Origin of the sequence: Klebsiella sp. 54 (assembly GCF_018223875.1) — a bacterium.
Taxonomy (GTDB): Bacteria; Pseudomonadota; Gammaproteobacteria; order Enterobacterales; family Enterobacteriaceae; genus Klebsiella; species Klebsiella quasipneumoniae.
Window position 1 is genome coordinate 59,333 of sequence record NZ_JAGRRA010000006.1, and the last position, 25,031, is coordinate 84,363.

Below are 25,031 nucleotides of genomic sequence, written 5' to 3' on the forward strand. Positions count from 1 at the left end.
CGCATTGCTCAGAATTGAGTATTATTGTGCGGAGTTGTCGTGAAGGAATCCCCTATGAAGCAAATTCGTATGCTGGCGCAGTATTATGTCGACCTGATGATGAAGCTGGGTCTGGTCCGCTTTTCAATGCTGTTGGCTCTTGCGCTGGTGGTGCTGGCCATCGTGGTACAGATGGCGGTCACCATGGTGCTGCATGGCCAGGTTGAAAGCATCGACGTTATCCGCTCTATCTTCTTCGGTCTGCTGATCACCCCTTGGGCGGTCTACTTTCTCTCGGTGGTGGTGGAGCAACTCGAAGAGTCCCGCCAGCGTCTGTCGCGGCTGGTGGAGAAGCTGGAGGAGATGCGCGAGCGCGATCTGAAGCTGAATGTGCAGCTGAAAGACAATATCGCGCAGTTGAATCAGGAGATTGGCGAACGTGAAAAGGCGGAAGCCGAGCGTGAGACTACCCTTGAGCAGCTGAAGATCGAGATGAAAGAGCGTGAAGAGACGCAGATCCAGCTCGAACAGCAATCCTCCTTTCTGCGCTCTTTCCTCGACGCCTCCCCGGACCTGGTCTTTTACCGCAATGAGGATAAAGAGTTTTCCGGCTGTAACCGGGCGATGGAGCTGCTGACCGGCAAAAGCGAGAAACAGCTGATCCACCTCAAACCACAGGACGTCTATAGCGAAGAAGCAGCGGAAAAGGTGCTGGAAACCGATGAGAAGGTGTTCCGCCACAATGTATCGCTGACCTATGAGCAGTGGCTGGACTATCCCGATGGCCGTAAAGCGTGCTTCGAAATCCGCAAGGTCCCGTACTACGATCGCGTCGGTAAGCGTCGCGGCCTGATGGGCTTCGGGCGCGATATCACCGAACGAAAACGCTATCAGGACGCCCTCGAACGCGCCAGCCGGGATAAAACCACCTTCATCTCCACCATCAGCCATGAGCTGCGTACCCCGCTGAACGGGATCGTCGGGCTGAGCCGAATTTTGCTGGATACCGAACTGACCAGCGAGCAGGAAAAATACCTGAAAACCATCCATGTCTCGGCGGTGACGCTGGGGAATATCTTCAATGATATTATCGACATGGATAAAATGGAGCGCCGTAAGGTACAGCTCGATAACCAGCCGGTGGACTTCACCAGCTTCCTTGCCGACCTTGAAAACCTTTCGGGTCTGCAGGCGCAGCAGAAGGGACTGCGCTTTGTGCTGGAGCCGAGCCTGCCGCTGCCGCACAAGGTGATCACCGACGGCACCCGCCTGCGGCAGATCCTGTGGAATCTTATCAGCAACGCCGTGAAATTTACCCCACAGGGCGGTGGGGTGAACGTCCGCGTGCGCTATGACGAAGGCGATATCCTGCACTTCGAAGTGGAAGACTCCGGGATTGGTATTCCTGAAGCGGAACAGGACAAAATATTCGCCATGTATTACCAGGTCAAAGACAGCCACGGCGGCAAACCAGCCACCGGCACCGGGATTGGCCTCGCCGTATCGCGCCGCCTGGCGCGCAATATGGGCGGCGATATCAGCGTCACCAGCCAGCCGGGTAAAGGAGCGACCTTTACGCTCACCGTCCATGCGCCTGCCATTGCGGAAGAAGTGGAAGATACCCTGGCGGAAGACGACATGCCATTACCGGCGCTCAACGTGCTGCTGGTAGAAGATATTGAGCTCAACGTCATCGTGGCGCGCTCGGTGCTGGAAAAGCTGGGCAACAGCGTGGATGTCGCGATGACCGGTAAAGCCGCGCTGGAGATGTTTGAGCCTGGCGAGTACGACCTGGTGCTGCTGGATATCCAGCTGCCGGATATGACGGGTCTGGATATCTCTCGTCAGCTAAAACAGAATTTTGCCGCGGATGAGCTGCCGCCGCTGGTAGCCCTGACCGCCAACGTGCTGAAGAATAAGAAAGAGTATCTTGATGCCGGCATGGACGATGTGCTGAGCAAGCCGCTATCGGTGCCGGCGCTGACGGCCATGATCAAAAAATTCTGGGATGCGCCGGAAGAGGAGGCGCAGGAAGCGCCGGCGGCCGATCTGCATAAAGCCGACGCGGTGCTGGATACCGATATGCTGGAGCAATACATCGAACTGGTGGGACCGAAGCTTATCAACGATGGTCTCGCGGTGTTTGAGAAGATGATGCCGGGCTATATGTCCGTCCTTGAGTCTAATCTCACCGCCCGCGATCAAAAAGGGATCGTCGAAGAGGGGCATAAGATCAAAGGGGCTGCGGGTTCTATTGGCCTGCGCCACATCCAGCAGCTGGGTCAGCAGATCCAGACGCCGGACCTGCCTGCCTGGTCTGATAATGTCGCTGAATGGGTTGAAGAGATGAAATCCGAGTGGCAAAACGACGTGGCGATTCTGAAGGCATGGGTGGCGAAGACCGGGAAAAAATGACCCCGGACAGACCGGGGTGCGCGAATACTGCGCCAACACCAGGGAACTGGTGGTTGAGCCAGTGTGATTTGAGTGATGTTGTTACGTGGCGCAACCTGAGAAGTGGATTGCTCGCTCATTAAGATAGCAAAGCTTAACTAATTTGTTACATGAATCAGTAAAATATGTGAAGCATAGCGAGTAAATCGACATTTTTGACTGGTTTCAGTGAGTTGCATGGAGGAGCGAAGGCGATGAAAAAAATTGGTGTGGTACTGAGCGGCTGCGGCGTGTACGACGGCAGTGAAATTCATGAGGCAGTGATTACCCTGCTGGCGATCGCGCGCAACGGCGCGCAGGCGGTCTGCTTTGCGCCCGATAAACCGCAGCGCGACGTCATCAACCATCTGACGGGTGAACCTTTGACGGAGCAGCGCAACGTGCTGGTGGAAGCGGCGCGCATCGCCCGCGGCGACATCCTGCCGCTGGCGCAGGCGCGTGAGGAGACGCTGGACGCGCTGATCGTCCCCGGCGGCTTCGGCGCGGCGAAAAACTTAAGCAGCTTCGCTGCCGAGGGCAGCAAATGCGAGGTGGACCACGATCTGCGGGCCCTGGCGCTGGCGATGCATCAGGCCGGCAAGCCGCTGGGCTTTATGTGCATCGCTCCGGCGCTGCTGCCGAAGATCTTTGCGTTTCCGCTGCGGATGACTATCGGGACCGATCTCGACACCGCCGATGTGGTGGAGGAGATGGGGGCGGAGCATGTGCCTTGCCCGGTCGACGACATCGTGGTGGATGAAGAGAATAAAGTGGTCACCACCCCGGCGTATATGCTGGCGGAGAATATTGTGCAAGCCGCCACTGGGATCGAAAAACTGGTCGCCCGCGTGCTGGCGCTGAGCGCATGAAGCTCCGCATTGCGCCCTTCGCGCTGCTCAAACGACTGGCGCTGCGTCTGCTGCTGATCGCCGCCGTCTTCTGGGGCGGGGGGATCGCGCTGTTTAGCGTGCTGCCGGTGCCCTTTTCGGCAGTCATGCTTGAGCGGCAGATAAGCGCCTGGCTGTCCGGCGATGTCCACTATCTGGCGCACTCCGACTGGGTCGCCATGGATAAGATCTCCCCGTGGATGGGGCTGGCGGTGATTGCCGCCGAAGATCAGAAGTTCCCGGAACACTGGGGGTTTGACGTCTCGGCAATCGAAAAGGCGCTGGCGCACAATGAGCGTCACGATACCCGCATCCGCGGCGCGTCAACGCTGTCGCAGCAGACGGCGAAAAACCTGTTTTTGTGGGATGGTCGTAGCTGGCTGCGCAAGGGGCTGGAGGCCGGATTGACCGTCGGCATGGAAACCGTGTGGAGTAAAAAGCGGATCCTGACCGTCTACCTGAATATTGCCGAGTTTGGCGAGGGGATTTTTGGGGTGGAAGCGGCCGCCCAGCGCTATTTTCATAAGCCCGCCAGCCAGTTGACGCCGGGGGAAGCGGCTCTGCTGGCCGCGGTGCTGCCAAACCCGATCCGCTATCGCGCCGACGCGCCTTCGGGCTATGTGCGCAACCGCCAGGCTTGGATCTTACGCCAGATGCAACAGCTGGGTGGGGAAGGGTTCATGCGTGAGCATAAGCTCTATTAGCGGGTAAATCCGGCGCCGGGGCTGGTACCGTCGCCAGTCTCCGTCGCCGGGAAGCGTCACCTTTAGTCTTCGTCAAACCCGGCATTAAACAGGGCAATCACCGCGGCGAGGGCTTCCACTTCCTGCGGACCGCTGGCCTCCACCTCTATCTGCCGTCCTTTCGCCGAGTCCAGCATCAGCAGGGCAATGACGCTGTTGGCTTCCGCCTCCGTGCCTTCATCGTTGCGCAGCAACACCTCGGCATCGAAATTCTGCATCAGTTCGAACAGCTTCATCGCCGGGCGGGCGTGCATGCCCAGCTTATTGGTGATTTCAACGGTCTGCTTTACGGTCATGATTTACGTTTTTCCAGCGTCCGATGACGAGACTGCACGTTTTTGCCGCGCGAGCGGAAGTAGTCAGCCAGTTGTTCAGCAATATAAACCGAACGATGTTTACCGCCGGTGCAGCCAATGGCCACCGTCAGATAGCTGCGATTGTTGGTCTCCAGCATCGGTAACCATAGCTCAAGATAGCTCCGGGTCTGGTAAATAAAGTTGTGCACTTCGGTGTGCCGATCGAGGAAGGCGGCCACCGGCTTATCCAGACCGGTCATGGGACGCAGCTTCGGATCCCAGTGCGGGTTTGGCAGAAAGCGCACGTCAAAGACGTAATCGGCATCGATCGGGATACCGTGCTTAAAGCCGAAGGATTCGAAGACCATGGTCAGTTCGCGTTCTCGTTTACCCAGCAGCCGGGTGCGTAACATTTCCGCCAGCTCGTGAACCGACATCTCCGAGGTATCGACAATCAGATCGGCCCGCGAGCGCAGGGGCTCCAGCAGATCGCTCTCTTCATCGATGGCGCTTTCCAGCGACAAATTCTTGCTCGACAGCGGATGCAGGCGACGGGTGTCGCTGTATCGACGGATCAGCGTGTTGCGATCGGCATCGAGAAACAGCAGCTGCGGCGAAAAGCACTCCGGCAGGTTTTTCATCGCCTGCTCGAAGATCTCCGGTGATTCCGGCATGTTCCGCACGTCGATGCTGACGGCCGCCGAAATATTGCGGTCAGCCAGCGACCGTGCCAGATCGGGCAGCAGCACGACCGGCAGGTTATCCACGCAGTAAAAGCCCATATCTTCCAGCGCTCGCAGAGCGACGGATTTACCCGAGCCCGAGCGGCCGCTGACGATCATCAGTACCATGTACCGTTTCTCCTCAGTACGATAAAGGATAAGGTGCGACTGCCGTTATGCGTCATCGCTGCTTCCTGCTTCGGTGATGATCTCATACAACTCTTCATCGCTCTGCGCCGCGCGCAGGCGACGACAAATCGCTTTGTCGGCCAGCCGTTTGGCCACCAGGGAGAGCGTATGCAGGTGGGTTTTTGTCTGATCGGCCGGCACCAGCAGCGCGAACAGCAGGTCGACAGGCTGATTGTCGATCGCGTCGAAGGCGATGGGGGTTTCCAGCTGGACAAAAACGCCGACAGCACGCAGCGTATCCTCTTCCAGTTTTCCGTGGGGAATGGCGATACCATTGCCAATCCCGGTACTGCCCATTTTTTCGCGGGTGAGGATCGCTTCGAACACCACCTGCGGCGGCAAACTTAACTGTTTGGCGGCCAGTTCGCTAATGATTTCCAGAGCACGCTTCTTGCTCTGGCAGTGAACCTGGCTACGGGTACATTCCTGGTTCAGGACGTTGCTCAGTTGTAGAGCCGAATCGTTGTTCATCATAATTTCACCTGAGCGCCCCCGCGCCCGTCGCCGATGTTACCTGGCGGCTGACGCAGGGGGGCCCGGACAATTAGTGTTGTTTTAGTTTATCTTTATGCTTCGTTAACTGCCTTGCCAGCTTGTCGATAAGACCATCGACAGCTGCATACATATCCTGCCCTTCCGCACTGGCATGGATTTCGCCACCGTTGACATGCAGATTCGCGTCCGCAATTTGCGTCACTTTCTCTACTTTTAACACAATATAGACCTGATTGATCCGGTCGAAAAATTGTTCCAGCTTGCTGAACTTCGCCGTGACGAAGTCGCGCATCGCGGGAGTGATCTCGACGTTGTGTCCTGTAATGTTGAGCTGCATAGTGTCTTCCTTATCGGTTGTGTCAGACCAGTTGTTTACGCTGGTTTGACGGCGGGATGGATAAAGACTCTCTGTACTTCGCGACAGTGCGGCGCGCGACCATGATACCCTGCTCGGACAGCATGGAGGTGAGCTTACTGTCGCTCAACGGCTTCGCGGGATTTTCCGCGGCGATGAGTTTCTTCACCAGCGCGCGAATCGCCGTCGACGAGGCTTCGCCGCCGCCTTCGGTATTGACATGGCTGGAGAAGAAATACTTCAGTTCAAAAATACCGCGCGGACTGTGCAGATATTTTTGCGTGGTGACACGGGAAATCGTCGATTCATGCATCTCGACGGCCTGGGCGATATCGGCCAGCACCATCGGCTTCATATACTCTTCACCCTGTTCGAAAAAAGCCTGCTGTTGTTCTACGATGCAGCGGCTCACGCGCAGCAGGGTATCGTTGCGGCTTTCCAGACTTTTAATCAGCCAGCGGGCTTCCTGCAGATTGCTGCGAATGAACTGGCCGTCGGCGTCATTGCGGGCGCTGTTGCCCATTGCCGCATACTGCTGATTAATTTTCAGCCGTGGAATGCTGTCGGCGTTGAGCTCCACGGTCCAGCGGCCGCTGACCTTGCGCACCAGCACGTCTGGAATGACATATTCCGGTTCGCTGGTTTGAATGGACTGGCCGGGACGGGGATCCAGGGACTGGATCAGGTTCACCGCCTCTTTCAGCACCTCTTCTTTCAGCCGGGTCACCCGCATCAGGGTGCGGAAATCATGGTTGGCCAGAAGATCGAGATGATTGCTGATAATCAGCCGGGCCTCTTCCAGCCAAGGCGTCTCTTTGGCGAATTGCGAGAGCTGGATCAGCAGACAGTCGCGCAGATCTTTCGCCGCGACGCCAACCGGATCAAAACGCTGGATGCGCTTCAGGACGGCTTCCACTTCTTCGAGGCCGATCTCCTCATCGCCGATGCTGTCGACGATATCTTCAATCTGAACGGTGAGGTAGCCCGTATCGTCGACGGCGTCGACAATGGAGGTGGCGATGGCGCGGTCGGTATCGGTGAAGGGCGTCAGCTCGACCTGCCACATCAGGTAATCCTGCAGCGTCTGGGTGGTCTCGCCTTGATAAACGGGGAGTTCGTCGTCCTGGTAGTCCACGCCGTTGCCTGACGGCGTACCGGCGGTATAGATTTCATCCCAGCTGGCATCGAGAGGAAGCTCGTCGGGCATCTCTTTTTGCTCAAGTGCGTCGACGGTATCGAGAGACTCGCGGTCCTCCACCTCTTTCGCCTCTACCTCGTCGTGAAGATCGGTTTGCTCAAGCAACGGGTTACTTTCCAGCGCTTGCTGGAGCTCTTGCTGGAGTTCTAACGTGGACAACTGCAGCAAACGAATCGCCTGCTGCAGTTGCGGCGTCATGGCAAGCTGTTGGCTAAGCCTTAATTGCAAACCTTGCTTCATGTTCAGGGTAAATATCTCCGGCTAAAACGTCTGTAACCTCTACCCTATCAGAGTCTGAAGTCTTCCCCAAGATACACGCGCTTAACCTGCTCATCTTCGAGGATCTGCTGCGGTGTACCATGAGCGATAAGGTGTCCCTGACTGACAATATACGCGCGTTCGCAGACCGCGAGAGTCTCTCTGACGTTATGGTCGGTAATCAGTACGCCGAGGCCGCTGTCGCGCAAATGCTCAATGATGCGTTTGATGTCGATAACCGAGATCGGATCCACGCCGGCAAAGGGTTCATCCAGAAGAATAAATTTCGGGTTGGCCGCCAGCGCGCGGGCGATTTCGACGCGGCGGCGTTCACCACCGGAGAGCGCCTGACCGAGGCTGTCGCGCAGGTGCTCAATATGAAACTCTTCCATCAGCTCTTTGGCGCGATCTTCCCGCTGCTCGCTGCTCAAATCGTCACGGATCTGCAGGACCGCCATCAGGTTGTCATAAACGCTCAGGCGACGGAAAATCGAGGCTTCCTGCGGCAGATAGCCGATCCCCCGGCGCGCGCGCGCGTGCAGCGGCAGCAGGCTGATGTCTTCGTCATCAATGATAATATTGCCCGCGTCGCGCGGCACAATCCCGACCACCATGTAGAAGGTGGTGGTTTTACCGGCGCCGTTGGGGCCAAGCAAGCCGACAATCTCCCCCGAGTTAACGGTGAGACTGACATCTTCCACCACGCGGCGGCCTTTATACGCTTTAGCGAGATTCTTCGCAGTTAAGGTTGCCATAACGGATTAGTTACTCTTCTTTTGCTGGTTGCCGCTTTTGTCCTGCAGCTCGGACGGCACCAGAACGGTGGTGACGCGTCGACCTTTGTCGCTGAAGGCCTGCATTTTTTGCTCTTTCACCAGATAGGTGATCTTGTCGCCCTTGATGTTGCTGTCGAGCTGTTCAAGGTACGCGTTGCCGGTCAGCACGACGTAATCGTTCTGCAGCTCATAGCGCATTTTCGACGCCCGGCCTTTTACCGGTTTGCCGTTATCCTGCATCTGGTAGAAGGTGGCCGGGTTACCGAAACCTTCGATCACCTCTTTGCCTTTTTCATTGCCCGGACGGGTGACCACCACTTTATCAGCGTTAATTTTGATCGTCCCCTGAGTCACGACCACGTTACCGGTGAAGGTGACGACATTGCCCTGCATATCCAGCGACTGCTGATCGGATTCGATATGGATCGGCTGATCGGTATCGCCCGTCTTGGCGAGGGCCGGCAGGCTGGCGGCCAGTAACGCGCCGGCGAGCGCAATCTTAAGGCTGAGTTTGTTTGTTCTGAATTTCATAAGAGGTTCTCACCTTTTCAATCAGCTCGGCATTTTTGCTGCGAAGGTTTCCACGCATTTTCAGGCCGCTGGAATTAAATGTGGTGCCGTATAACGTCACCATGTCATCAGAGGTAACGTCCTGCGTTACCAGATTTATCTGGGCGTTATCCGTCGTAATTTTGCGCAGTTGAGAGTCAGGCGCGAGCGCATTCACCTCAACGTGCCCGTAAAGATAGAGCATCCGGTCATTTGTCAGCTTCGCTTTATCTGCTCTGACTGACCAGGTCGGCACCTTATTGGTATCAAAGGTGGTCATCACCGGTTTGGTAAACCAGGAGACCTCCTGATCGGAAAAATACTCCACATGCTCGGCAATCAGCCGATAGCTCAGGGCGCCTTCCGGACTGTACACCACGGTGTCAGTGTGTTCGCTTTTATACGTCGGGTCGTTGGGATTGACCTCCTGCTGGGCCGTGTCGTCCGTATTCGCCAGATTCAGGCCGATGAGGATCAGCGCGAGCAGCGACAGTAAAATGATAACCCAACGTCTGGTTTTACTCATATTGATTGCCCTTTGGCCTCATCCAGCTTGCCCTGCGCCAATAGTAACAAATCGCAGACTTCGCGTACCGCGCCGCGTCCGCCATTAATCCGGGTGATGTAATCGGCGCGCGGCAGCAGCAGCGGATGCGCATCCGCGACGGCGACGCTAAGCCCCACTTCGGCCATCACCGGCCAGTCAATCAGATCGTCGCCGATGTAGGCGACTTCCTCTGGCCGCACGCCCAGTTTGTCAGTGAGATCGCGGAACGCCAGCAGCTTGTCCGACTGCCCCTGATACAAATGCGTGATGCCCAACGTCTGACAGCGATCTTCTACCAGTTTAGCTTTTCGTCCGGTAATAATCGCCACTTCAATGCCAGAGGTCAGCGCGCAGCGGATACCATAGCCATCGCGGACGTTGAACGCTTTCAGCTCCTCGCCGTGATTACCCATATAGATAAGCCCGTCGGATAATACACCGTCGACATCGAGGATCAGTAAACGGATCTTAGCCGCGCGATCGAGAAACGTCTGGCTTACCGGCCCATAGCAGGTCGCTAACGGAGCATCAGCATTATTCATTATTTTTTCCTTACTTACACTACGCCCGCGCGCAGGAGATCGTGCATATGTACCACACCCAGCAGATGGTCGCCATCGGCAACCAGCACGCAGGTGATATGACGGGATTGCATCAGGTTTAGCGCATCCACCGCCAGGGTGCCGGGACGGATACGGATCCCTCCCCGGGTCATGACGTCGGCAATGCTGGCATCGCGCATATCAACGCCGGTGTCGAAGACCCGGCGCAGGTCACCGTCGGTAAAGATACCGATGATGTTCATGTCGTCATCGCAGATAGCGGTCATACCTAAATTTTTACGGGTGATTTCCAGCAGCGCATCGCGCAGGGTGGCCTGCAGGCCGACGTGCGGGATCTCATCACCGGTATGCATAATATCATTGACGCGCAGCAACAGCTTACGACCGAGTGCGCCACCCGGATGCGAGAGAGCGAAATCCTCAGCGGTAAAGCCGCGGGCTTCCAGCAGGGCGACGGCGAGGGCATCGCCCATCACCAGCGCGGCGGTGGTGCTGGAGGTGGGCGCCAGCCCTAACGGACAGGCCTCCTTCGGCACTTTCACGCACAGATGGATATCCGCCGCGCGCGCCATGCTGCTTTCAGGCCGGCTGGTGATGCAGATAAGCTTCACCTGCTGGCGTTTCAGTACCGGGATCAGCGCGAGGATTTCGTTCGATTCGCCGGAGTTCGACAACGCAATCACCACGTCCTGCGGCGTAACCATGCCCAAATCGCCGTGCGCGGCTTCGCCTGGGTGGACAAAAAATGCCGACGTGCCGGTACTGGCGAAGGTTGCCGCCATTTTGCGGCCGATATGGCCGGATTTGCCCATCCCCATCACCACGACCTTCCCGCCGCAGCGGAAAATCGTTTCGCAGGCGCGGGTGAAATCGTCATTTATATACTGATCGAGCTGGGCCAGACCTTCACGTTCAATTTCCAGCACCTGACGGCCTGCCTGTTGAAAGTCAAAATCCGTGGGCAAATCTATTTGCGACATGATGTTATCCCGAGTCATTCAACGAAGAGCGGCGCTGTCCAGAACAGCATCGCCAACCAAACCACAAAACCGCCGACCAGCAGCGCGCCAACCAGTCGTCCCGGCTGCTGCTGGCGGCGCCAGCACAGCACGGCGAAGATCAGGCTGACCAGCAACATCACGCCATAGTCGCGGGTAAAGGCTTCCGCCGCAAAGGCTCCCGGCGCGATCAGCGCCGGCAAACCCAGCACCAGCGCAATATTGAGGATATTTGCGCCGATGATATTGCCGATGGCAATGTCATCTTCCCCTTTGCGCGCCCCGGCGATGGCGGTGGCCAGCTCCGGCAGGCTGGTGCCTATCGCCACTACCGTCAGGCCGACGGTCAGTTCACTGATGGCAAAATAGTTTGCCAGCACCGTGCTGTTATCTACCACCATGCGGGTGGCCATCGGCATGACGATCATCGCCACCCCTAACCACAGCAGAGCGACCGGCAGCGACCCTTCACGCGGCAGTTCGGCCAGCTGTTCGCGGGTCAGGCTATCGCTTCCCTGGCGTTCCGCCAGACGGGCGATTTTGATGGTGAACAGCAGCCATAGCAGCGCCAGCGCCAGTAAAAACAGGCCGTCGAGACGGGACAGTTGACCATCATAGAGCACCAGCCCTGCCAGTACGCTGACCAGCAACATTAGCGGTAATTCGCGGCGCAGAATATCAGAATGCACGGTAAATGGCCTGAGTAAGGCAGCCAGACCGAGGATCAGGAGAATATTAGTAATGTTGGAGCCGAGCGCGGTGCCCACCGCCAGATCGGTCTGTCCATGCAGCGAGGCCGCGGTGGAAACCATGATCTCTGGCAGGCAAGTGCCAATACTCACCACCGTCATACCGATGATCAGCGGCGGGATCCCCAACATGCGACAGAGGATGGAGGCGGCATAGACCAGACGATCGGCACTGTAGACAACCAGCAATAAACCAATAATTAACAGAGCCGTCGCTAAGAGCATCTAAAGTCCTTTCTTCAGGTATAATCGTCGCCTCGCTGGGTTATCCCTACGCAGCGTAACGAATTCTTAATTTTGACTTTATGCGTGCCAAAAGTAAAACAAATGCCAGCTTTCGCTAACCTGTGCAGGTAAGATTCTGTAAAAATGTTGTGATTGTGGCGTAAGAAAGGGCGATGCTTGCCCATCAGGTGCTTAGTAAGGATGATTTTATGAGCCAAACTCAGGCGAATTTAGTTGAAGTGCGCGGTATCCGCTTTTCTCGCGGCGATCGCGTGATCTTCGACGACATCTCGCTGTCGGTGCCGCGCGGTAAAATTACTGCGATTATGGGACCTTCGGGGATCGGCAAGACTACCCTGTTACGCCTGATCGGCGGACAGATCCCGCCGGACAGGGGAGAGATCCTGTTCGATGGCGAGAACGTGCCGCAGATGACCCGTTCGCGTCTGTACACGGTGCGTAAGCGGATGAGCATGCTTTTCCAGTCCGGGGCGCTGTTCACCGACCTCAATGTCTTTGACAACGTCGCCTACCCGCTGCGCGAACATACGCATCTGCCGCCTGCGCTGCTGCATACGACGGTGATGATGAAGCTGGAGGCGGTAGGGCTGCGCGGTGCGGCGAAGTTAATGCCCTCTGAGCTTTCCGGCGGCATGGCGCGCCGCGCCGCCCTGGCGAGGGCCATTGCCCTGGAGCCGGATCTCATTATGTTCGACGAACCGTTCGTCGGGCAGGATCCCATCACCATGGGCGTGCTGGTGAAGCTGATTTCTGAACTCAACAGCACGCTGGGTGTCACCTGCATCGTGGTTTCGCACGATGTGCCTGAGGTGCTGAGCATTGCGGACTATGCGTATATCGTGGCGGATAAAAAGATTGTCGCCCACGGCAGCGCCCAGTCGCTACGTGAGAATGCTGACCCTCGGGTTCGTCAGTTCATTGATGGTATTGCCGACGGCCCGGTGCCGTTCCGTTATCCGGCTGGCGACTATCACCATGATTTATTAGGCATAGGGAGTTGAGCGACTGATGCTGTTTAATGCGCTGGCCGCGCTAGGCCATCGCGGTATTAAAACCACCGCGACCTTTGGACGCGCCGGATTAATGCTGTTCAACGCCGTTGTCGGCAAGCCAGAGTTTCGCAAGCACGCGCCGCTGCTGGTTCGTCAGCTCTACAACGTCGGCGTTCTGTCGATGCTGATTATCATTGTATCGGGCCTGTTTATCGGTATGGTGCTCGGGCTGCAGGGGTATCTGGTCTTAACCACCTACAGCGCAGAGACCAGTCTTGGCATGCTGGTGGCGCTGTCGCTGCTGCGCGAGCTGGGGCCGGTGGTCGCCGCGCTGCTGTTTGCCGGTCGCGCCGGGTCGGCGCTGACCGCCGAGATTGGCCTGATGCGGGCCACGGAACAGCTCTCCAGTATGGAGATGATGGCGGTGGATCCGCTGCGCCGCGTCATTTCTCCCCGTTTCTGGGCCGGCGTCATTTCGCTGCCGCTGCTGACGATTATCTTCGTTGCGGTGGGGATCTGGGGTGGAGCGCTGGTGGGCGTGAGCTGGAAAGGCATTGATGGTGGTTTTTTCTGGACCGCGATGCAAAATGCCGTCGACTGGCGAATGGATCTGGTGAACTGCCTGATTAAGAGCCTGGTATTCGCCATTACGGTAACCTGGATTGCGTTATTCAATGGTTATGACGCTATCCCCACTTCCGCCGGGATTAGCCGGGCGACTACGCGCACCGTGGTGCATGCGTCGCTGGCGGTTCTGGGGCTGGATTTTGTGCTGACTGCGCTGATGTTTGGGAATTGAGTTCATGCAAACGAAAAAAAATGAAATCTGGGTAGGGGTGTTCTTACTGGTGGCGCTGCTGGCGGCGCTGTTTGTCTGCCTGAAGGCGGCGAACGTCACCTCGCTACGTACCGAGCCGACTTACCGTCTTTACGCGACCTTCGATAATATCGGCGGCCTGAAAGCACGCTCGCCGGTGCGCATCGGCGGTGTGGTTGTTGGCCGCGTGGCGGACATCACCCTCGACCCGAAAACCTATCTGCCGCGCGTGGAGCTCGATATTGATGAGCGCTACAACCATATCCCGGATACCAGTTCGCTGGCGATCCGCACCTCTGGCCTGCTGGGCGAGCAGTATCTGGCGCTGAACGTCGGTTTTGAAGACCCGGACCTCGGGACGACTATTCTTAAAGACGGCGGTACTATCCAGGACACCAAGTCCGCTATGGTGCTGGAAGATCTGATTGGTCAGTTCCTTTATAACAGTAAGGGCGGCGACAATCAGAATTCTGGCAATGATAAGGCCGAGGCAGAAGGTCATACTGACGCGACGCCGGCAGCCGGCACGACGCATTAATTTCAGGAGAAACACGATATGTTTAAACGCTTACTCATGGTCGCCATGCTGGTGATTGCCCCGCTGACCGCCGCCCAGGCGGCAGACCAGTCCAATCCGTATAAGCTGATGAATGAAGCGGCGCAGAAAACCTTCGATCGCCTGAAGAATGAACAGCCGAAGATCAAGGCCAACCCTAACTATCTGCGCGACATCGTCGACCAGGAGCTTCTGCCTTATGTGCAGGTGAAGTATGCCGGCGCGCTGGTGCTGGGCCGCTATTACAAAGAAGCTACCCCGGCGCAGCGTGAAGCTTATTTTGCCGCCTTCCGTGAATACCTGAAGCAGGCCTATGGCCAGGCGTTGGCAATGTACCATGGTCAGACCTACCAGATTGCCCCGGAACAGCCGCTGGGCAGCGCGACCATCATTCCGATCCGCGTCACTATCATCGACCCGAACGGCCGTCCGCCGGTACGTCTCGACTTCCAGTGGCGTAAAAATACCCAGACCGGCAACTGGCAGGCCTACGATATGATTGCGGAAGGGGTCAGCATGATCACCACCAAACAAAACGAGTGGAGCGACCTGCTGCGTACCAAGGGCGTTGATGGCCTGACCGCGCAGCTCAAAGCGATCTCCGCTCAGCCGATCACCCTGGAACAGAAAAAATAATGAGCGGGCAGCTGAGCTGGACTCGTGATGGCGAGACGCTGGCGCTGCACGGAGAGCTGGACCAGGATCTGCTGGTCCCGCTCTGGGAGGCACGCGCCCAGGCGACAGCCGGGACAGCGATCATCGATCTCAGTCAGACCACGCGCGTGGACACGGCGGGCCTGGCGCTGTTAGTACATTTTGTGGCGCTGATTCGCCGCCAGGGCCGGGAAGCGCAGCTGATCGGCAAGAGCGAAAATCTGCAAACGCTGGTCGGTCTTTACAACCTGCCTGTCGATATGATCCCATAATCTTTTCAGTGTCTTAGCGCTGAAGCTATTCCGAAAGCCCCGGCAATCTTTTCGCCGGGGCTTTTTGCTTGTTTAAGACCGCGCCACTTTCCTCTAAGATGTTGGGCTGTTTTCACTATCAGATAAATTTGAGCCCATGGAAAATCATGAAATTCAGACCGTGCTGATGAACGCACTCCCCCTCCAGGAAGTCCACGTCTCTGGCGATGGCAGCCACTTTCAGGTTATTGCTGTGGGTGAGATGTTCGATGGCATGAGTCGGGTTAAAAAGCAGCAGAGCGTCTACGCGCCGCTGATGGAATATATTGCTGACAACCGCATCCATGCGCTGTCGATCAAGGCCTTTACTCCGCAGGAGTGGGCGCGAGACCGCAAACTAAATGGCTTCTAAGCTGTGGGGGATCCCCTGCAGCGTATGTGAATTTTTAATAGAGAACAGAATCAATGGATAAATTCCGTGTTCAGGGGCCGACTCGCCTTCAGGGCGAAGTCACCATCTCCGGTGCAAAAAACGCCGCCCTGCCAATCCTCTTTTCCGCGCTGCTTGCCGAAGAGCCGGTAGAGATCCAGAACGTACCTAAGCTCAAAGACATCGATACCACCATGAAGCTGCTGAGTCAGCTGGGCGCGAAGGTAGAGCGCAATGGTTCGGTGTGGATTGACGCCGGCCCGGTCGATGTATTCTGTGCTCCGTACGATCTGGTGAAAACCATGCGCGCCTCTATCTGGGCGCTGGGGCCGCTGGTGGCGCGTTTCGGTCAGGGACAAGTCTCTCTGCCTGGCGGCTGCGCCATCGGCGCGCGTCCGGTCGATCTGCATATTAGCGGCCTGGAACAGCTGGGCGCCGAGATCAAACTGGAAGAAGGTTATGTAAAAGCTTCGGTCAATGGTCGTCTGAAAGGCGCGCATATCGTGATGGATAAAGTGAGCGTCGGCGCCACCGTCACTATCATGAGCGCAGCGACCCTCGCCGAGGGGACGACGATTATCGAAAACGCCGCTCGCGAGCCGGAGATCGTCGATACCGCGAACTTCCTTAACGCGCTGGGCGCAAAAATCAGCGGCCAGGGTACCGATCGCATCACCATCGAAGGCGTGCAGCGTCTGGGCGGCGGCGTTTACCGTGTGCTGCCGGACCGTATTGAAACCGGGACCTTCCTGGTGGCCGCAGCCATTTCCGGCGGCAAGATCCTCTGCCGTAACGCGCAACCAGATACCCTCGATGCCGTACTGGCAAAGCTGCGCGACGCCGGAGCGGACATCGAAACGGGCGAAGACTGGATCAGCCTTGATATGCACGGCAACCGTCCGAAAGCGGTTAATGTGCGTACCGCGCCGCATCCGGGCTTCCCGACCGATATGCAGGCCCAGTTCACGCTGCTCAACCTGGTCGCGGAAGGGACCGGCGTGATCACCGAAACGATCTTTGAAAACCGCTTTATGCACATTCCGGAACTGATCCGTATGGGTGCTCACGCGGAGATCGAGAGCAATACCGCGATCTGTCATGGCGTGAAGCAGCTTTCGGGCGCGCAGGTGATGGCGACCGATTTGCGTGCTTCGGCGAGCCTCGTGCTGGCAGGTTGTATCGCTGAGGGAACCACCATCGTCGATCGCATCTATCATATTGATCGTGGCTATGAGCGTATCGAAGATAAACTGCAGGCGCTGGGTGCCAATATTCAGCGCGTGAAAGGCGAGTAATCGCGTCCTGACAGGGCCCGGGCGTCTCTCCCGGGTCCTTGTCGCATAATCACATCACTTGTCCATCTTCTTCTGACGCATCATCTGCGTTCTGTCGATAAACTCATGCGTTACCGGATCATGGTAGCGTGACGGCCAGATGACCCATGGCTGTGTATCCAGCGCCGTGGCGATGATTAATTCGCCTTTCGGCCAGGGGCGGGTCAGGGCGTTCGCCAGCGTTGAAGAACTCAGACCGTGCCGTCGCGATTCTGCCGCCAGCGATGTTCCCCGTTTACGTAATCCAGCAACAATATCTGCGGGATGCCAGTCGATGAACTTATCCATAAATTCTCCTGGTGATAAAGATCCTGAACGGCCCATATGGGCGACGGAGACACTATACCCGCGCACCAGGTAAGGTTCTAACAAGTTCTGTTAAAGCGTCGGAATATTCAGAATGTATCAAGATATCCGGAAATTTACGGTAGGGAATGGGTTTTTACTGGAACTTTCCCGCGCACTGCGCGGGAAGGGAGAGGGGATTAATGATCGCGCTGAACCGCGATATGCGCCAGCCCGATCAAGGCTTCACGCCAGGGGGTGTCCGGGAGAATCTGCAGCGCGGCAATCGCTTTGTCAGCTTCTTCTTCAGCACGTTTCTGCGTCCACTCCAGCGAACCGCAGGCAGCCATCGTTTCCAGGACGGCATCCAGCAGATGGCGGCCGTTGCCCTGCTCGATAGCCCCGCGGATCATCGCCGATTGATCGGCGGTACCATGGTGCATGGCGTGCAGCAGCGGTAGCGTCGGTTTGCCTTCGTTGAGGTCGTCACCGACGTTTTTACCGAGCCGCTCTCCGTCGGAGCTGTAATCGAGTAAATCGTCGATCAGCTGGAAAGCGGTGCCGAGATAGCGGCCATAATCCTGCAACGCGCGCTCTTCTTCCGCAGTGCAGTCGGCCAGCAGTCCCGCACACTGCGAGGCTGCCTCAAACAGACGCGCCGTCTTGCTGTAGATGACGCGCATGTAGTTCTCTTCCGTGATATCCGGGTCATTGACGTTCATCAGCTGCAGCACTTCGCCTTCGGCAATGACGTTCACCGCTTCCGACATGACCTCGAGGATCTTCAGCGAGCCCAGCTGGGTCATCATCTGAAAGGCGCGGGTATAGATAAAATCGCCGACCAGCACGCTGGCGGCATTGCCAAACGCCGCATTTGCCGTGGCTTTGCCGCGACGCATATCAGACTCATCGACGACGTCGTCATGCAGCAGGGTGGCGGTATGAATAAATTCAATCAGCGCAGCAATGGTGACATGCGCGCTCCCCTGATAACCCACCGCGCGCGCGGCGAGCACAGCAATCATCGGGCGAATGCGTTTGCCGCCGCCGCTGACGATGTAATAGCCTAACTGATTGATAAGCTGAACATCGGAGTTGAGTTGCTCAAGAATCGTCGCATTGACACCCGCCATATCTTGCGCGGTTAACTCATTGATTTTTTCTAAATTCATCGCAAAAGCCGGGCCAAATGTCCTGTTACCATGAATCCAGGTGGGATCACAGAAGGATTAAGACAGAATTAAAAGAAGATATGATTGTACTGAAAAATTGCCGTAGATAAACGTTGTCGTGAAAGTTGTGTTTTTTTTCTGCATTGATCGCTAATCGCTCTTGTCAAAGGCTCGCGTTTTGCGTAATATTCGCGCCCTATTGTGAATATTTATAGCGCACTCTGAATCACACGAAGAGGTGCGCGGAAGCGGAGTTTTATATGTACGCGGTTTTCCAAAGTGGTGGTAAACAACACCGAGTAAGCGAAGGTCAGACCGTTCGCCTGGAAAAGCTGGACATCGCAACTGGCGAAGCTGTTGAGTTCGCTGAAGTGCTGATGATCGCAAACGGTGAAGAAATCAAGATCGGCGTTCCTTTCGTTGAGGGCGGCGTAATCAAAGCTGAAGTTGTTGCTCACGGTCGTGGCGAGAAAGTTAAAATCGTTAAGTTTCGTCGTCGTAAACACTATCGTAAGCAGCAGGGCCATCGTCAGTGGTTCACTGATGTGAAAATCACTGGCATCAGCGCCTAAGACCTGAGGAGTAGATTTAAATGGCACATAAAAAGGCTGGCGGCTCGACTCGTAACGGTCGCGATTCAGAAGCTAAACGTCTGGGCGTAAAACGTTTCGGCGGTGAAGCAGTTCTGGCAGGTAGCATCATCGTTCGTCAACGTGGTACCAAATTCCACGCTGGCACCAACGTTGGTTGCGGCCGTGACCACACTCTGTTCGCTTTGACTGACGGTAAAGTCAAGTTCGAAGTTAAAGGCCCGAAAAACCGTAAATTCATCAGCATCGTTGCTGAATAAGTTTTTCGCGTCCCGGTAACGGATGAAAGCCCCGCAACGTGTTGCGGGGCTTTTTACATTCGTCTACCGGAAAATTTTTGCAGGGAAACAGGCATGAAGCAGCAGGCTGGGATTGGCATTATTCTGGCGCTTACCACCGCGATGTGTTGGGGAGCGTTGCCGATTGCAATGAAGCAGGTTCTTGAGGTGATGGCGCCGCCAACGGTGGTGTTTTATCGCTTCCTGATGGCCAGTATTGGCCTTGGCGCGATCCTCGCGATCAAAGGCAAACTGCCGCCGCTGCGGATTTTTCGCAAGCCGCGCTGGCTGGTCTTATTAGCGATTGCCACCGGCGGCCTGTTCGGTAACTTTATTCTGTTCAGTTCTTCCCTGCAGTATCTCAGTCCCACGGCTTCTCAGGTCATCGGCCAGCTATCGCCGGTGGGCATGATGGTGGCTAGCGTCGTGATTCTGAAAGAGCGCATGCGCGGCACCCAGGTGGTGGGCGCGTTGATGCTGCTCTGCGGGTTGGTGATGTTCTTCAACACCAGCCTGATTGAAATCTTTACCCGCCTGACGGACTACACGTGGGGGGTAATTTTCGGCGTTGCTGCCGCCACGGTGTGGGTAAGCTACGGCGTCGCGCAAAAGGTGTTATTGCGCCGTCTGGCATCGCAGCAGATACTATTTTTGCTGTACACTTTATGTACGATTGCATTACTGCCGCTCGCTGAGCCTGGGGTGATATCCCGGTTAAGCAGCTGGCAACTGGCATGCCTGATTTTTTGCGGGCTAAATACCCTGGTCGGCTACGGGGCGCTGGCGGAAGCCATGGCGCGCTGGCAGGCGGCGCAGGTCAGCGCGTTAATCACCTTGACGCCACTGTTTACGCTACTGTTTTCTGATTTATTATCAATGGCCTGGCCCGATGTTTTCGCCAGACCGATGTTAAACCTGATTGGTTATCTCGGTGCGTTTGTCGTGGTTGCGGGCGCGATGTATTCCGCCATCGGTCATCGTCTTTGGGGACGTTGGCGTAAGCGAGAGGCGGTAGTACCGCTGCCCCGCTCAGGCGAATGATTTACGGAGAGTAAAATGAAGTTTGTAGATGAAGCAACGATCCTGGTCGTAGCAGGTGACGGCGGCAATGGTTGCGTAAGCTTCCGCCGCGAAAAATATATTCCGAAAGGCGGCCCGGACGGCGGCGATGGCGGTGACGGCGGCGATGTCTGGCTGGAAGCGGACGAGAACCTGAATACCCTGATCGACTACCGTTTTGAAAAATCTTTCCGCGCCGAACGCGGGCAGAATGGCCAGAGCCGCGACTGTACCGGTAAGCGTGGTAAAGACGTGACGGTAAAAGTGCCGGTCGGGACCCGGGTTATCGACCAGGGCACCGGCGAGACCATGGGCGATATGACCAAACACGGTCAGCGTCTGATGGTGGCGAAGGGCGGCTGGCACGGTCTGGGCAACACCCGTTTTAAATCATCCGTTAACCGTACCCCGCGTCAGAAGACCATGGGTACGCCGGGTGATAAGCGCGACCTGCAGCTGGAGCTGATGCTGCTGGCGGACGTCGGAATGCTGGGGATGCCGAACGCCGGTAAATCCACCTTCATCCGTGCGGTCTCCGCCGCCAAGCCAAAAGTGGCTGACTATCCGTTTACCACCCTGGTACCAAGCCTGGGCGTGGTGCGTATGGACAACGAGAAGAGCTTTGTGGTCGCCGATATCCCGGGGCTGATTGAAGGCGCAGCGGAAGGCGCAGGCCTCGGTATCCGCTTCCTCAAGCACCTTGAGCGCTGCCGCGTATTGCTGCACTTGATCGACATCGAGCCTATCGACGGTTCCGATCCGGTTGAGAACGCGCGCATCATCATCGGCGAGCTGGAGAAATACAGCGAGAAGCTGGCCTCCAAACCGCGCTGGTTAGTCTTTAACAAGATTGACCTGATGGACAAAGCGGAAGCCGAAGCTAAAGCGAAGGCGATTGCTGAAGCGCTTGGTTGGGAAGAGAAATTCTACCTGATCTCCGCCGCCAGCCAGCAGGGCGTGAAAGATCTGTGCTGGGACGTGATGACCTTCATCATCGAAAACCCCATCGTGCAGGCGGAAGAAGAGCAGAAGCCGGAGAAAGTCGAGTTTATGTGGGACGACTATCACCGTCAGCAGCTTGAAGAGGCCGAAGCCGAAGTGGAAGATGACGAAGACTGGGATGACGACTGGGACGAAGACGACGAAGAAGGCGTCGAATTCATCTACAAACGCTAATCCTGACTTCTTTGGATCAAAAAGGGCCGCATCTGATGCGGCCCTTTTGTTTTTAGTTGTTCTGGTACAGATCCTTATAAAGCCGGCTTTCAAAGCGCACCAACGGTATGCGGCGATTACGCTGATCGGCTGGCTCCACGGCGTAGCCGGAGAGGTATTGCACGAAGGCCACCTTTTGCCCGCTGGCGGTAGTGATGAAGCCCGCAAGGTTATAAACCCCCTGCAGTGACCCAGTTTTCGCCGAGACTTTGCCATCGACGCCCGCCTGATGGAGGCCGGCGCGATACTGCAGCGAGCCGTCATGGCCCGCCAGCGGCAGCATAGAGATGAAGTTGAGCTCGGTGTCGTGCTGGGCGATATACTGCAACACCTGCATCATGGTCGCCGGGGCGATCAGGTTGTGGCGCGACAGGCCAGAGCCGTCGGCGATGATGGTGTTGCCAAGATCAACACCAGCCTGTTGACGCAGGATCTGACGTACGGCATCGGATCCTGCCCGCCAGGTCCCTGGTACGCCGAACCGGGCATGACCGATGGTACGAAAAACGGTATCCGCAATCATGTTGTCGGATTTCTTCAGCATGATCCGCAGCAGATCGTGCAGCGGCGCCGACTGGGTGGTGGCTAATACCGTACCGGGCTCATTGGCCAGTGTCTGACGCAGCAGCGTGCCGCTATAGGCGATCCCCGCCTGCTTCAGCTCCGCTTTAAGGATCGCCCCGGCATAGCTGGCACCATCCTGTATCGCAAAGGCCAGCGGCAGCGGTTCGCTACGCTGCGGCAGGCAGCCGGTGAGGGTATAGCGGTTGAGGTCGCCCGGCACCACGTCCAGTTCGCAATACTGCGCTTCCGATGAGCCGCGCGCCAGGGTGCGAACCTGACTGAACATGGTGACCGGATAATAGGAGGCGACGCGAATGAAGGCGAGATCGCCCGGCTTCTGCGCGCTATACAGCGAGACCGAGAAGCAGTTGCGGTCGACAATCGCCGCCGCAGGCGGAGCGCTGAAGCATTGCGTCATGTCGTTCCACGGCCACCCCGGCGCTTTATCATGGCTGGCGAAGACCGAGGTATCGATAAGCACATTGCCGTCGATACGCTGCACGCCAGCTTTTTTTAGCGTCGCCACCATGTTGCGAATATCCTGCCGCTTCAGCGTTGGGTCGCCGCCGAAGCGGGCGATCAGATCGCCTTTCAGCACGCCGCCGTCCAGTGAGCCTTTGGTTTCCAGCGTGGTGGTGAAGCGAAAATCGGGCCCCAGTTGCAGCAGCGCCGCCAGCGCGGTGATGACCTTTTGCGTACTGGCTGGAAGCGCCATTTGCTGGCTGTGATAGTCGATTTCCGGCGTCGACGCGCCGACCTTTTGCGCCATAAAGGCAAGGTTCGCACCGGCGGGAAGCTGGGTGATGTACTCGTCAATATTCGCCGCCTGAGCGCTAAGCGCTATACCGGCAGTCAATCCGATGATAAATCTGGGAAATCGCATAATCTCGCGCTAACAACCTGAAGCCAGGCCGTCATACTACGGTGCAACGCCCAGTAAAGTAAACGATGACCCATAATGAACTTCGGGGTAAAATACCTATCAAATGAAAAATTGCTGCTGACCTGGGGAGTGTTTCCCGGGTCGGTTTCTTTTTGCTCGTGTCCTGCCCGTGTACAGGACAGGTGGCGGAGCGGGGCTATCCGTTCCCTGAAGGAATGATAAAGAGGTATAACTAATGCAAGCGATTCCGATGACCTTACGTGGCGCTGAAAAACTGCGCGAAGAACTGGATTATCTGAAGTCTGTGCGTCGTCCTGAAATCATTGCCGCTATTGCTGAGGCCCGTGAACACGGCGATCTGAAAGAGAATGCCGAGTATCACGCCGCGCGTGAACAGCAGGGCTTCTGCGAAGGGCGTATCAAGGACATCGAAGCGAAGCTGTCCAACGCGCAGGTTATCGATATCACCAAAATGCCGAACAATGGCCGGGTGATTTTTGGTTCAACCGTCAGTGTGCTGAACCTCGATACTGACGAGGAGCAGACCTACCGTATCGTGGGCGATGACGAAGCTGATTTTAAGCAGAATCTGATCTCCGTGAACTCGCCGATTGCCCGTGGTCTGATCGGTAAAGAGCAGGATGACGTCGTGACTATCCGCACACCGGGTGGGGAAGTGGAATACGAAATTACCAAGGTTGAATACCTGTAAGGCGTATTTCCCGCTACGATGTTTATAGATTGTAAAGAAAGGAAAAAGGCCGCATAGCGGCCTTTTATCAACGTCACGAGCATGGCATTTTGCTCGCCTGGCCACAGAAATCCCTCGTTTTACACAAAGTTGTGTCGGGATTGAGGATATTCTTAGCGTGGCAGCGAGATTTTACGCTCTGGCGTTGGGCGGTACAGAACCAGCGTTTTACCGATGACCTGTACGTTACAGGCGCCGGTTTCGCGCACGATGGCTTCCACGATCAAGGCTTTAGTTTCGCGATCTTCTGAGGCGATCTTCACCTTGATGAGTTCATGGTGCCCTAACGCTTGTTCGATCTCGGCCAGTACCCCTTCGGTCAAACCATTGTTGCCAAGCATAACTACCGGCTTGAGCGGATGTGCCAGACCTTTCAGGTGCTGTTTTTGTTTAGTACTCAGATTCATCGTATTTTTTTGCTTACGTTGGGATTGAAAACGGGTCATTCTACCGCCATCTCCCATATATCGCCAAACTACCGCGTCGATTTTTACGCAGTAAAGTACGATGAACCCGAACGGGAATGTTAAATGACAGGTAAAAAGCGTTCTGCCAGCTCAAGCCGCTGGCTTCAGGAACACTTTAGCGATAAATATGTTCAACAGGCACAGAAAAAGGGGTTACGTTCCCGTGCCTGGTTTAAACTTGATGAAATACAGCAAAGTGACAAAATTTTTAAGCCGGGGATGACGGTAGTCGACCTCGGTGCTGCTCCCGGTGGCTGGTCGCAGTATGCGGTCACGCAGATCGGCAACAGCGGCCGCATCATCGCTTGCGATCTTTTACCAATGGATCCAATTGTTGGTGTGGACTTCCTTCAGGGCGATTTTCGTGATGAATTAGTCCTGAAAGCGTTACTTGAGCGAGTGGGCGACAGTAAAGTACAAGTGGTCATGTCCGATATGGCGCCGAATATGTGCGGAACACCGGCGGTGGATATTCCCCGGGCTATGTATCTGGTAGAACTGGCGCTTGAAATGTCTCGTGATGTATTAGCGCCAGGTGGTAGTTTTGTAGTGAAGGTGTTCCAGGGCGAAGGCTTCGATGAGTATCTTCGAGAAATTCGCTCCCTGTTTACGAAGGTCAAAGTTCGTAAGCCGGACTCTTCCCGCGCTCGTTCGCGTGAAGTGTATATTGTAGCGACCGGGCGTAAACCATAACCGGCAGATTTCAAACGAAAGTTTGAAAGAAACTGGATATAGAGTATCCTGACGCTG

The 25,031-nt window shown here is 56.3% G+C and carries 31 protein-coding genes; 16 read left to right on the forward strand and 15 right to left on the reverse strand.

The annotated features are described in order from the left end of the window. Window positions 1–54: 54 nt before the first annotated feature. The 3 genes from arcB (at window position 55) to mtgA (ending at window position 4,003) form a co-directional block, all read left to right on the forward strand. Window positions 55–2,394, forward strand: coding sequence for an aerobic respiration two-component sensor histidine kinase ArcB (gene arcB / locus KHQ24_RS15035; RefSeq protein ID WP_017899921.1), 2,340 nt, complete (start codon window positions 55–57; stop codon window positions 2,392–2,394). Between the two features lie 233 nt (window positions 2,395–2,627). Further along, a complete protein-coding gene (gene elbB, locus KHQ24_RS15040) occupies window positions 2,628–3,281 on the forward strand; it encodes an isoprenoid biosynthesis glyoxalase ElbB (RefSeq protein WP_004206211.1) in 654 nt (217 codons plus the stop codon). After that, window positions 3,278–4,003, forward strand: a complete 726-nt coding sequence (gene mtgA / locus KHQ24_RS15045; RefSeq protein WP_048295634.1) for a monofunctional biosynthetic peptidoglycan transglycosylase — start codon at window positions 3,278–3,280, stop codon at window positions 4,001–4,003. Before elbB ends, mtgA begins: the two co-directional genes overlap by 4 nt. 62 nt (window positions 4,004–4,065) lie before the next feature. Here mtgA and npr read toward each other — a convergent pair whose 3' ends face one another. From npr to KHQ24_RS15100, 11 genes are all read right to left on the reverse strand, one after another. After that, entirely contained in the window at window positions 4,066–4,338 is a 273-nt protein-coding gene (npr, locus tag KHQ24_RS15050; RefSeq protein ID WP_002918431.1) for a PTS phosphocarrier protein NPr, read from the reverse strand. After that, entirely contained in the window at window positions 4,335–5,189 is an 855-nt protein-coding gene (rapZ, locus tag KHQ24_RS15055) for an RNase adapter RapZ (protein ID WP_004206208.1), read from the reverse strand. Before rapZ ends, npr begins: the two co-directional genes overlap by 4 nt. 45 nt (window positions 5,190–5,234) lie before the next feature. Further along, window positions 5,235–5,723 (reverse strand): PTS IIA-like nitrogen regulatory protein PtsN, encoded by a 489-nt coding sequence (ptsN, locus tag KHQ24_RS15060; RefSeq protein WP_004144926.1) that lies wholly within the window; start codon window positions 5,721–5,723, stop codon window positions 5,235–5,237. 70 nt (window positions 5,724–5,793) lie between these two features. Next, window positions 5,794–6,081, reverse strand: coding sequence for a ribosome hibernation promoting factor (gene hpf / locus KHQ24_RS15065; protein WP_004206206.1), 288 nt, complete (start codon window positions 6,079–6,081; stop codon window positions 5,794–5,796). Window positions 6,082–6,103: 22 nt separating this feature from the next. Next, window positions 6,104–7,537: an RNA polymerase factor sigma-54 gene (gene rpoN / locus KHQ24_RS15070; protein ID WP_032456660.1), complete on the reverse strand. Its 1,434-nt coding sequence runs from the start codon at window positions 7,535–7,537 to the stop codon at window positions 6,104–6,106. Window positions 7,538–7,584: 47 nt separating this feature from the next. After that, a complete protein-coding gene (gene lptB / locus KHQ24_RS15075) occupies window positions 7,585–8,310 on the reverse strand; it encodes an LPS export ABC transporter ATP-binding protein (protein ID WP_004206203.1) in 726 nt (241 codons plus the stop codon). A gap of 6 nt (window positions 8,311–8,316) precedes the next feature. After that, on the reverse strand, window positions 8,317–8,862 hold the full coding sequence (gene lptA, locus KHQ24_RS15080) for a lipopolysaccharide ABC transporter substrate-binding protein LptA (RefSeq protein ID WP_002918415.1): 546 nt from the start codon (window positions 8,860–8,862) through the stop codon (window positions 8,317–8,319). After that, complete coding sequence (gene lptC, locus KHQ24_RS15085; RefSeq protein ID WP_004206202.1) at window positions 8,831–9,406, reverse strand: LPS export ABC transporter periplasmic protein LptC; 576 nt, start codon at window positions 9,404–9,406, stop codon at window positions 8,831–8,833. Before lptC ends, lptA begins: the two co-directional genes overlap by 32 nt. Continuing rightward, window positions 9,403–9,969 carry a 3-deoxy-manno-octulosonate-8-phosphatase KdsC gene (kdsC, locus tag KHQ24_RS15090; protein WP_017899917.1) on the reverse strand — a complete coding sequence of 189 codons (567 nt, stop codon included), beginning with the start codon at window positions 9,967–9,969 and terminating at the stop codon, window positions 9,403–9,405. Before kdsC ends, lptC begins: the two co-directional genes overlap by 4 nt. 14 nt (window positions 9,970–9,983) lie before the next feature. Beyond that, complete coding sequence (kdsD, locus tag KHQ24_RS15095) at window positions 9,984–10,988, reverse strand: arabinose-5-phosphate isomerase KdsD (RefSeq protein ID WP_075201808.1); 1,005 nt, start codon at window positions 10,986–10,988, stop codon at window positions 9,984–9,986. Next, window positions 10,985–11,962 (reverse strand): calcium/sodium antiporter, encoded by a 978-nt coding sequence (locus KHQ24_RS15100; protein ID WP_004206198.1) that lies wholly within the window; start codon window positions 11,960–11,962, stop codon window positions 10,985–10,987. Before KHQ24_RS15100 ends, kdsD begins: the two co-directional genes overlap by 4 nt. Before the next feature lie 209 nt (window positions 11,963–12,171). Here KHQ24_RS15100 and mlaF point away from each other — a divergent pair, with 209 nt between their 5' ends. The 7 genes from mlaF to murA all read left to right on the forward strand — a co-directional run bounded on the left by mlaF (window position 12,172) and on the right by murA (window position 16,978). Then, window positions 12,172–12,984, forward strand: a complete 813-nt coding sequence (gene mlaF / locus KHQ24_RS15105; RefSeq protein ID WP_004206196.1) for a phospholipid ABC transporter ATP-binding protein MlaF — start codon at window positions 12,172–12,174, stop codon at window positions 12,982–12,984. A gap of 7 nt (window positions 12,985–12,991) precedes the next feature. Beyond that, window positions 12,992–13,774, forward strand: a complete 783-nt coding sequence (mlaE, locus tag KHQ24_RS15110; RefSeq protein ID WP_004150949.1) for a lipid asymmetry maintenance ABC transporter permease subunit MlaE — start codon at window positions 12,992–12,994, stop codon at window positions 13,772–13,774. Between the two features lie 4 nt (window positions 13,775–13,778). Beyond that, the gene (mlaD, locus tag KHQ24_RS15115) at window positions 13,779–14,330 is read left to right on the forward strand and encodes an outer membrane lipid asymmetry maintenance protein MlaD (protein ID WP_004206195.1); all 552 of its coding nucleotides are present in this window, start codon (window positions 13,779–13,781) and stop codon (window positions 14,328–14,330) included. Between the two features lie 18 nt (window positions 14,331–14,348). Further along, window positions 14,349–14,984: a phospholipid-binding protein MlaC gene (mlaC, locus tag KHQ24_RS15120; protein ID WP_004206194.1), complete on the forward strand. Its 636-nt coding sequence runs from the start codon at window positions 14,349–14,351 to the stop codon at window positions 14,982–14,984. After that, the gene (mlaB, locus tag KHQ24_RS15125; RefSeq protein ID WP_048325846.1) at window positions 14,984–15,274 is read left to right on the forward strand and encodes a lipid asymmetry maintenance protein MlaB; all 291 of its coding nucleotides are present in this window, start codon (window positions 14,984–14,986) and stop codon (window positions 15,272–15,274) included. The genes mlaC and mlaB overlap by 1 nt, the downstream gene beginning before the upstream one ends. 136 nt (window positions 15,275–15,410) lie before the next feature. Then, a complete protein-coding gene (gene ibaG / locus KHQ24_RS15130) occupies window positions 15,411–15,665 on the forward strand; it encodes a BolA family iron metabolism protein IbaG (protein ID WP_004144910.1) in 255 nt (84 codons plus the stop codon). A 53-nt stretch (window positions 15,666–15,718) separates the two neighbouring features. Next, the gene (murA, locus tag KHQ24_RS15135; protein ID WP_004206190.1) at window positions 15,719–16,978 is read left to right on the forward strand and encodes a UDP-N-acetylglucosamine 1-carboxyvinyltransferase; all 1,260 of its coding nucleotides are present in this window, start codon (window positions 15,719–15,721) and stop codon (window positions 16,976–16,978) included. Window positions 16,979–17,032: 54 nt separating this feature from the next. On the opposite strand, the gene sfsB is transcribed toward murA, so the two are convergent. Both sfsB and ispB read right to left on the reverse strand, forming a co-directional pair. Beyond that, a complete protein-coding gene (gene sfsB, locus KHQ24_RS15140; RefSeq protein WP_004206189.1) occupies window positions 17,033–17,305 on the reverse strand; it encodes a DNA-binding transcriptional regulator SfsB in 273 nt (90 codons plus the stop codon). Between the two features lie 197 nt (window positions 17,306–17,502). Next, complete coding sequence (gene ispB, locus KHQ24_RS15145) at window positions 17,503–18,474, reverse strand: octaprenyl diphosphate synthase (protein WP_004206188.1); 972 nt, start codon at window positions 18,472–18,474, stop codon at window positions 17,503–17,505. Window positions 18,475–18,734: 260 nt separating this feature from the next. Here ispB and rplU point away from each other — a divergent pair, with 260 nt between their 5' ends. The 4 genes from rplU to cgtA all read left to right on the forward strand — a co-directional run bounded on the left by rplU (window position 18,735) and on the right by cgtA (window position 21,577). After that, window positions 18,735–19,046 (forward strand): 50S ribosomal protein L21, encoded by a 312-nt coding sequence (rplU, locus tag KHQ24_RS15150; RefSeq protein ID WP_002918379.1) that lies wholly within the window; start codon window positions 18,735–18,737, stop codon window positions 19,044–19,046. 20 nt (window positions 19,047–19,066) lie between these two features. Continuing rightward, the gene (gene rpmA, locus KHQ24_RS15155; protein WP_002434222.1) at window positions 19,067–19,324 is read left to right on the forward strand and encodes a 50S ribosomal protein L27; all 258 of its coding nucleotides are present in this window, start codon (window positions 19,067–19,069) and stop codon (window positions 19,322–19,324) included. 93 nt (window positions 19,325–19,417) lie between these two features. Then, window positions 19,418–20,383: a DMT family transporter gene (locus tag KHQ24_RS15160; protein WP_060656521.1), complete on the forward strand. Its 966-nt coding sequence runs from the start codon at window positions 19,418–19,420 to the stop codon at window positions 20,381–20,383. Window positions 20,384–20,398: 15 nt separating this feature from the next. Then, on the forward strand, window positions 20,399–21,577 hold the full coding sequence (gene cgtA, locus KHQ24_RS15165; protein ID WP_004206186.1) for an Obg family GTPase CgtA: 1,179 nt from the start codon (window positions 20,399–20,401) through the stop codon (window positions 21,575–21,577). Window positions 21,578–21,629: 52 nt separating this feature from the next. Here cgtA and dacB read toward each other — a convergent pair whose 3' ends face one another. Continuing rightward, the gene (gene dacB / locus KHQ24_RS15170) at window positions 21,630–23,063 is read right to left on the reverse strand and encodes a serine-type D-Ala-D-Ala carboxypeptidase (protein ID WP_004206185.1); all 1,434 of its coding nucleotides are present in this window, start codon (window positions 23,061–23,063) and stop codon (window positions 21,630–21,632) included. 235 nt (window positions 23,064–23,298) lie between these two features. Between dacB and greA the strand changes: the two genes are divergently transcribed. Beyond that, window positions 23,299–23,775, forward strand: a complete 477-nt coding sequence (gene greA, locus KHQ24_RS15175) for a transcription elongation factor GreA (RefSeq protein WP_002918375.1) — start codon at window positions 23,299–23,301, stop codon at window positions 23,773–23,775. Between the two features lie 152 nt (window positions 23,776–23,927). Here the strand turns inward: greA and yhbY are convergent, their stop codons facing one another. Further along, window positions 23,928–24,221, reverse strand: a complete 294-nt coding sequence (gene yhbY, locus KHQ24_RS15180) for a ribosome assembly RNA-binding protein YhbY (protein WP_002918374.1) — start codon at window positions 24,219–24,221, stop codon at window positions 23,928–23,930. A 123-nt stretch (window positions 24,222–24,344) separates the two neighbouring features. Here yhbY and rlmE point away from each other — a divergent pair, with 123 nt between their 5' ends. Further along, window positions 24,345–24,974, forward strand: a complete 630-nt coding sequence (gene rlmE / locus KHQ24_RS15185; RefSeq protein ID WP_002918373.1) for a 23S rRNA (uridine(2552)-2'-O)-methyltransferase RlmE — start codon at window positions 24,345–24,347, stop codon at window positions 24,972–24,974. The last annotated feature ends 57 nt before the right edge of the window (window positions 24,975–25,031 follow it).